At 34.5% G+C, this 6,840-nt stretch carries 4 protein-coding genes and 1 pseudogene; 2 read left to right on the top strand and 3 right to left on the bottom strand.

The window, feature by feature from the left end; all coding sequences use genetic code 11:
- Positions 1–133 precede the first annotated feature (133 nt).
- Together ACH2CJ_RS14125 and ACH2CJ_RS14120 are read left to right on the top strand one after the other, a co-directional pair.
- The gene (locus ACH2CJ_RS14125; protein ID WP_394993579.1) at positions 134–1,075 is read left to right on the top strand and encodes an AAA family ATPase; all 942 of its coding nucleotides are present in this window, start codon (positions 134–136) and stop codon (positions 1,073–1,075) included.
- Positions 1,076–1,095: 20 nt separating this feature from the next.
- Positions 1,096–2,046: a hypothetical protein gene (locus ACH2CJ_RS14120; RefSeq protein WP_394993577.1), complete on the top strand. Its 951-nt coding sequence runs from the start codon at positions 1,096–1,098 to the stop codon at positions 2,044–2,046.
- A gap of 142 nt (positions 2,047–2,188) precedes the next feature.
- Here the strand turns inward: ACH2CJ_RS14120 and ACH2CJ_RS14115 are convergent, their stop codons facing one another.
- The 3 genes and pseudogenes from ACH2CJ_RS14115 to ACH2CJ_RS14105 all read right to left on the bottom strand — a co-directional run.
- Positions 2,189–5,377 (bottom strand): carboxypeptidase regulatory-like domain-containing protein, encoded by a 3,189-nt coding sequence (locus ACH2CJ_RS14115; protein ID WP_394993576.1) that lies wholly within the window; start codon positions 5,375–5,377, stop codon positions 2,189–2,191.
- A 408-nt stretch (positions 5,378–5,785) separates the two neighbouring features.
- Positions 5,786–6,649, bottom strand: coding sequence for a hypothetical protein (locus ACH2CJ_RS14110; protein WP_394993575.1), 864 nt, complete (start codon positions 6,647–6,649; stop codon positions 5,786–5,788).
- Between the two features lie 11 nt (positions 6,650–6,660).
- A pseudogene (locus ACH2CJ_RS14105) lies at positions 6,661–6,840 on the bottom strand (ParA family protein); the annotation flags it as partial.

The following is a 6,840-nucleotide window of genomic DNA, read 5'->3' as shown; positions in this document are numbered from 1 at the left end:
TTGACGAGAACGAATTTTTGAGTATGTTTTCAAATATATTTTGTTATGAATAAACAAAAAAATTAAAGTACTTGGTATTAAATAAAGACATTTGTTTTATATTTGTCCTTATTTGATACCAAACATTTACAACATGATTTCTAACGCACAAGTAATCAATTTCCTAAAAAACAAAGAAGGTTTAACATTTGCCAAAATAGAAAAAGAAGCCGCAATACCCAAAGGTACAATTTCTAAAACAATCAATGGTGGCAGAGATTTTAATGCCGAACATCTTTCAAAACTCTACCCAGTTTTAGTAAGTTATGGTTGGAAAGAGTTTTTCCCATCAAAGGCTAAAGTTATTTCTATTGTAAATCATAAAGGGGGTGTTGGAAAAACTACAACTACACTCAATTTGGGTAAAGCATTGGTTTTGCAAGGCAATAGAGTTTTGGTGATAGATATGGATTCACAGGGTAATTTATCTCAAGCTCTTGGTGTTGATACCCCAGATAAGCAAGTGATGAATGCCATTATTGATGATGAACCATTACCAATTTACCCGATTTCTGAAAATTTTGACCTTTCGCCCAGTGATTTGTCACTGGCAAGCAGAGAAATAGAAATGATTAGGGGTGTTTTGAGCGAATTACAACTGAAACGAGTGATTGAGCCAAAGTTGAGTGAATATGATTATATTTTGATAGACTGCCCACCAGCACTTAATATTTTTACTACAAGTGCTTTAATCGCCTCAGATTCATGTATAGTTACGCTTCAACCCGAGATAGCTGCTCTTAAAGGTGTTAAAGGGCTTTTCGACCACATTTTTCAAGTTCAACGAAAAATCAATAGTAATTTACGAATTGAAGGCATCGTCTTGACTTTAGTAGATATTCGATTAAATATTCATCGTGATATTATTAGCCAAGTCAATGCACAGCTTTCATCTTTTAGAATTTTCAAAAGTCAGATAAGACTAAATGTTTCATTAAAGGAATCTCAAATTTCTCAAATTGATGTGTTTTCTTATGATGCTCAATCAAAAGGGGCTGTTGATTATATGAACTTAGCAAAAGAATTAATTGGGTAAAATTTTAAATTATAATAAAAATGGCAAAAAAATATCAATCCTCACTTGGTGAACAGAAAATATTTCAAAACTCAACCTTTGTGCAACACGAAGATATAAAAAATCATATCTCTATTATTCCTGAGTTAGAGGCACTTATTCCGCCGCTTAATCAAGATGAATTTGAGCAATTAGAAGCTAATTTGTTAAAAAATGGTTGCAGAGAATCTTTATTAGTTTGGCCTACAACCGACAATGTAGTAGCTTCCGAAAGCACTTCTACCCTACCCTCTTATGTTTTAATTGATGGACATAATCGTTTTAAGATTTGTCAAAAAAACAGAATAGATTTTTCTATTCATTTAATATCTTTCAAAACAATGGAAGATGTGCGTGAGTTCATGATTGACAATCAATTAGGAAGACGGAATCTGACGCTCGAACAAGCTTCCTATTTGAGAGGAATGAAGTACATAAATTTAAAACAAAATAAAGGCAAATATGGACGTGATGAGCATAATGCTGAAAATGAGCATTATGGAAATTATGAGCAGATTATAGACTTCGAAAGTCATAATGCTCATTTTGAGCATTATGATAAAAAAAAGACAACAGCAGAGTTTTTGGGTGAAAAATATAATGTTGGACAAGCAACAATTAGAAGAGATGCCGAATTTGCACAAGGACTTGAAATGCTTGAACCAAGTCTAAAAACGGCTGTTTTAGCAGGAAAAACGAATCTTACAAAAAATAAGATTCAACAACTTGGAAAAAAAACAGTGCAGAAAACTAAAATAGCGAATGAAAGTGATGTTGACGAATTGATTGATAATAAAAAATTAGTTATCGCAAAAACGCCAAATAAATCAGATCAATTGATTGAACAATTATCTAAGCAAATAGAGAAATTAAGAGGTTCTAAAAATAAGAAATCGGATACTTGTAAAAAAATAATCGACCTTGCAACACAGCTAAGTTTGGTGGAAGAATAAGGAAATATTCGGCATGATTAACGAACCAATACAAACTTCATTTTTTTGAAAATCATGTCTTTTAGTTTGCTTAAAAAAGCAAAAGAGCCTGACCATTTTTTTGGTCAGACTCTTTTGCAGTTGAATTTTATGGTATTTTGTATTAAAATGAATATCGTAATCCTAACTGAATTCTCCAAGGTGTACCACCTGCTGTTGAGAGTTTTCGACCTGCACCAGCTTCTACATTATAATTATAGTTTTTGGTGTTTTGGTCGAAAGTCGTCATCGTAAGCAAGTTGATATTACCATGATTGTACGAAACACCTTTAGTTTTATCCAATAAATTCATAAAATTAAAGCAATCTGCCGAAAGCCCTAATTTATGATTTTTATAAAGTTTTAAATCTTTCGTAAGACGTAAATCCAAAGTATAATAAAAAGGATTTACGCCGCCATTTCTTTCGGCTACTTTACCAATACTTTTAGTGATATAATCTTTCACGCTTTGGGTTACATCGGGATTTTCCAAAAGTCCTTTGATGCCATTTCTTACTGTTTCAGGAACAGCAGGATTATTAGGGTCAAATACGAAAGCCAAATCGTTGGTTAAGACAAAATCTCCGTTGATACTTTTGTTTCCACCCACCAAAAACGAATAGCGAGTTCCACCAACACCATTAAAAACTGCACCTAACTGAAAACCCTTTACGGTTGGTGATGCCGCACTAACCACAAATTTATTTCTAAATTGAAAATCTGAATAAGCTACTGTTTTATCCCTTGGGTCGTCAACAATGGCACGGAATGTTGAAGTATTTGCTACGCAACAGTCAAATGATGTATTATCTTTAGTATCGTTTTTCGTATAGCTAACCGTAAAATATCCATCGGTTCCGAGTCTCATACTTGCATCAAAAACTACGGCCATTTGGTCTAATTTACCCGAAGACTCTAATTCTAAAACTCTACCTAAGTCTGTTGCTTTTCTACCTTTTGTCCAATCAGTTGAGCCATTGGCAGGAATAGTATTTGCTGGAACATAAACCCCACGATTTCCTTCGTTGCTTAATTTAAAGTATGGTTCATCAACAATGTTTCTGTCATAATAAACGTAATTATTGATAGTTTTCGACCATAATAAATTGATTCCTGCTCTAAATTTTGAATTAAAAAAGCGATTATAAGACAAGTTTAATTTGAAAATACTTGGTACTTGAAAATCGTCGGAAACGGCATTTATTGTTGAAATATAACTTTCACCAGGCTTAATTCCTGGAGTAATAGTTGGGTCATTTCTGTACGAAACAAAATCTGCTTTTGGAACTAATGCCCCCGAAACATCAATCGAACCTACGATTGTACCGCTGTTTTGAATGTTATTCAATTGTAAATAAGAAACAGGTTGTGCCGAGAAAATCCCGCCACCGAATTTAACCAAATCTTTTTGGCGACCATTCACATCCCATGTTAATTGAATACGTGGTTGTAAATTATTAAAATCAGCCAACGAATTGGTCGTTTTTATACCCAATTTTTGTTCGGTTGTTGTATTCGCAACACCTTGCTTGAAGAAAATAGTTGCATCATAACGTAAGCCCGCCATTGCCGAAACATTTTTGAAAGGTTGAAAATCAACTTGGCCGAACAACGAAAAATCTAATAATGATTGCTGAACAGCAGGATTTACCAACGGTACTTCGCGAGCATAACGACTTGGTTTGTTATCAATAAAATCTTGTAAACTCGAATAGAAGAAACGGCCATTCATTTCGTTCACAATCTTAGAATCTAAGAAAGTGAGCATATTGTCAGTTCCGAATTTAAAATTCAAACCACCTTTTCTCAAATACGTTGTATTTGCCAAATGAAGGGTTTTATCATTGGCGTATTCGGTACCGAATCTTTGACCGCCAAACTGAACTGTTCGGGTTTGCGATGCTGTTGGGTTTGTTGCCGTTGGAATTACAGAACGAACCGTGATAATTGCACGAGGGATATTAGCGTCAGGTAAATCTGAATTTACCACATAATTACGCTTAACTGTTTGGTACTGAAATTTCAACTCATTGGTAATATCTGGTGCAAGGGCAGTTCGCAAAGAGACCAAAGCACTATTTTCACGAGTTTTAAATCCAATCCAAGATTCTAAAAGATTAATGTTAGAATTATCTGATACCGAATTTGGTGAATTCCAAGTTGTTAAGTTATTACGGAAAGTCAACTTATTTTTATCATTTATTTGCCAATCCAAACGCATAAACAAGGCATTGGCCTCTGTTTCTCTCGAAAAATCACCATATTGAGTTGTGTTTTTCATACCATATTTTTCTTTTGCAACTTCAATTACCTTTTCTAAATTGGCTTTTGTAATTCCAAAATTCAATTCTTGGGTTGCATCAAAAACTGGAGCGATTTGATATGGAATTGTTTCATTTTGGCGGTCGAGAGCTACAAAGTAGTGTAATTTATCTTTGATGATAGGCCCACCCAACGAAAAACCATATTGTTTTTGGTTGATATTCGTAGTTCTTGGTGTTCCGTTTGCATTAAATTTACTATTCATTGGAAATATTTCTTTCCCGAAAAGTCTCGCTTTACTTGCTCTATGAAAAAAAAATGCCGAACCTTCCATTGTGTTTGTACCATTTTTTGTAACAGCATTGACAGACCCACCACCTTGACGACCCTGTGTTACATCATAATTATTGGTTGAAACTTGATATTCACGTATCGCCTCTTGCGAAATTGTATATGCTCCATTGCCAACAGCTCCATTGGTGTACATATTTCGGGCATTTGCACCATCCATTGTTACGTTTGTAGATGAGGTTCGTTGTCCGCTAAAACTACCATTTCGCCCCTGTAAAGGAGAGAGTGCTGTCAAAGCCGTAAAGTTTCGACCTTCCATTGGGAGCTGTTTCATCTGTAAGGCAGTAACAGCAATAGCTGCTCCTGCTCTCTCTGTTTCTTTATTTACAAATGAATTAGCCGAAACTACAACTTCTGATAAAGTTGTTGTAGAAGTAATCAATTTTGCATCAATTTTTAATTTGTCTCCCTGATTTAGGGCATAATCTGAAAACTTTTGGGTCTGATATCCAACAAAGGAAATTGTGATCGTGTAAGGTTTGCCGAGAGGAAGTTGTTGTAATTGAAATTCGCCGTTTACGTTAGTGAGTGTACCAGTCTGAAAACCAGTCGATTCGTTGCGAACACGTACAGAAGCACCAGGTATTCCTTCGCCTTTTTCATCTTTAACAAGACCTGCAATTGTGGCATCAGTTCCTTGTGAAAAAGCATTACAGTAAAATAAAAATCCAATCAAAATGGATAGTACAGTTTTCTTCATGGTAAGAGAGTAATATTTGTGAACTGCAAAACTACTCATCCCATGTAAAGCCAGTATTACCTAATGATTGTTATAAAGTTAACAAAAAATGATGCTCATAAACTCAAAAAAAAGAATAACCTCTTTTATTGCAACAAGTCCAAACATTCCGATACCCAGTATATCCAATATTTTTTGCAGTGTTTTTAATGTTGGATTTGCTTTATCATTTCATTTTTCTGAATTGATTTTGTAGAAATACCACAAAGTTCGGTCAAGTCATCTTGCCAAACTTTGTAATTGTTTTCGCCGTTCTTCTATAAATATTTCAAAAACCATAACAGAATTATAATTCTTATTTTATATTCAATTTTTATTTGAAATCATCTCACAAAAACACTAAAAGAAGCATAAGTGCAAAATTTGCACTTATGCTTCTAAAAGCTTTTTAAGGCTTGAAATTTTACTCATTAGTTGCTCACAATCTTTCTTATTTGAGAGTGTTTTTGCAAAGTCAATCACATCTTTTTTGAGTGCTTTTATTGTTTTTTGATTGCTCTTGATTGGTGTTTTTTCTTCTCCCCTACTGATCACATTTTTAACACCTTCAATCGAACTAAGCTCTTCGGAACTTGCTTCTATTTTTCCTAAACGCTGAACTTCTTCCTTGCTTAAATCAATCTTTCCAGCCAATAATTCGCTTTTAAGTTCAATCGGAAGCTTCTCTACTCCTTTGGCATAGTCTCCATCATTTTTAATGGTACGTGGACTTACCGAATGCTCAACCGCCAATTTTTCGGCAATATCAACAATCTCCCCACCTTCTCTATTGTACTTTCCTTTTCCGTTTTTTTCACGGTTATATCTCAGCCCTCTAAAATACGAAACCTGCTCTGGATTTAAGTTTCTTCTACCCAACTGAAAATCAATCATGTAGTCTTTTACTGCATCCAAATCATCAAATTCTAAAAGACCAATTTTAAAATCAATGCCAAACTGCGTACAAATTTTATACCTGTTGTGACCATCGATCAATATGAAAATTGGAGTATCCCCCTCTCCTATTCCAGCCTTCAACTCGGTTGTTTCCCAGACCGTGAGCGGGTCTTTGCAGCCATGTTTCAGAATATTAGTTTCGAGTTGTTTATACTCCTCTTTTGCAAGGGGTGGAATAAACTTTTTAAGTGCTTCTAATACAACAATTTGTTTTTTTATTCTTTCGGTTTCCGAAAAAGTCGATGGTTGCAAATCAACCAAAGTTTTTTTCATTCCTTCCATAAAATTCTTTGCCATTGTTTTTTATTTTAAGCCAAAGTCATTACTTCTTTGGCAACATTCATGTATTGTTCGGCCGAAAGCGATTTGTGCGAATAGCTAAACAAATCTTGTTTGGCTACCTGTGATTGCTTGATTACAGTCGAACTTTCGATTTGAGTTTTGAAAATATTAAAATGCCCGTAAGTTTCTTTGATATGCTCGATCAT

The sequence above is a fragment of the Emticicia sp. genome, assembly GCF_043780375.1.
GTDB lineage: Bacteria > Bacteroidota > Bacteroidia > Cytophagales > Spirosomataceae > Emticicia.
This window is presented reverse-complemented; position numbering and strand designations above follow the sequence as displayed.